Source organism: Hansschlegelia beijingensis (genome assembly GCF_045505405.1).
Lineage (GTDB): Bacteria > Pseudomonadota > Alphaproteobacteria > Rhizobiales > Methylopilaceae > Methylopila > Methylopila beijingensis_A.
Map to the genome: position 1 here is coordinate 1 of NZ_JBJKEX010000658.1, position 747 is coordinate 747.

The following is a 747-nucleotide window of genomic DNA, read 5'->3' on the forward strand; positions in this document are numbered from 1 at the left end:
CCAGTGCGCGACCGCCGCCGCCCCGCGGCGCTTTTCATCCGCCGACATCTGGGAGGCGATCGCCTCCAGCGCGTTGAGCGCGGCGCCGACGCCGTGCTGGGCCGCGAGCGAGAGCCACACATAGCCCTCGACCCGGTCCTTCTCGACGCCCACGCCGTTGGCGCAGATGAAGCCGAGCCGCGCCTGCGACGGATAGTGCCCGGCCTCCGCCGCGCGGCGGTACCAGCGGACCGCGGCGGCCTCGTCGCGCTCCACGCCCTGACCCTTGGAATAGAGCGTCGCGAGATTGTACTGGGCGAACAGGTCGCCCTGTTCGGCGGCCAGTTCCAGCCAGCGGGCGCCCTCGGCGCAGTCCTGCGCGACGCCCTGACCCATCGCGAGCATCGCGCCGACATTGGTCTGCGCCAGCACGTTGCCGCCCTCCGCCGCCCTGAGATAGAGCGCGAAGGCCCTGGCGAGCGAAGCCTCCACCCCCTCGCCATGGGCGTAGAGCGCGCCGAGCCAGGTCGTGGCCTCTATGTCGCCCGCCGCCGCGAGCTCCGAGAACAGCTCGGCGGCGGCGACGAAATCGCCTCGGTCGTAGGCCTCGACGGCCTCGGCGAGCGGCGTCGGCGCATGATGGGCGGCGCGAGCGGAGAGCATCGGTCAGCTCCTCGGGTTCTGGAAAAGCGGCTGGGGCAGGGCCTCGCGCGGCACGCGCGCCACGCGTTCGGCGAGCATGCGGGCGAGCCAGAGGCCGTGCGGGTC

At 73.2% G+C, this 747-nt stretch carries 1 protein-coding gene; it reads right to left on the reverse strand.

Annotation, left to right across the window (positions count from 1 at the left end; genetic code table 11):
• A partial coding sequence (locus tag ACIKT0_RS19455; protein ID WP_407106908.1) for a tetratricopeptide repeat protein occupies positions 1 to 642 on the reverse strand: 642 nt, incomplete at its 3' end.
• Positions 643 to 747: the final 105 nt, after the last annotated feature.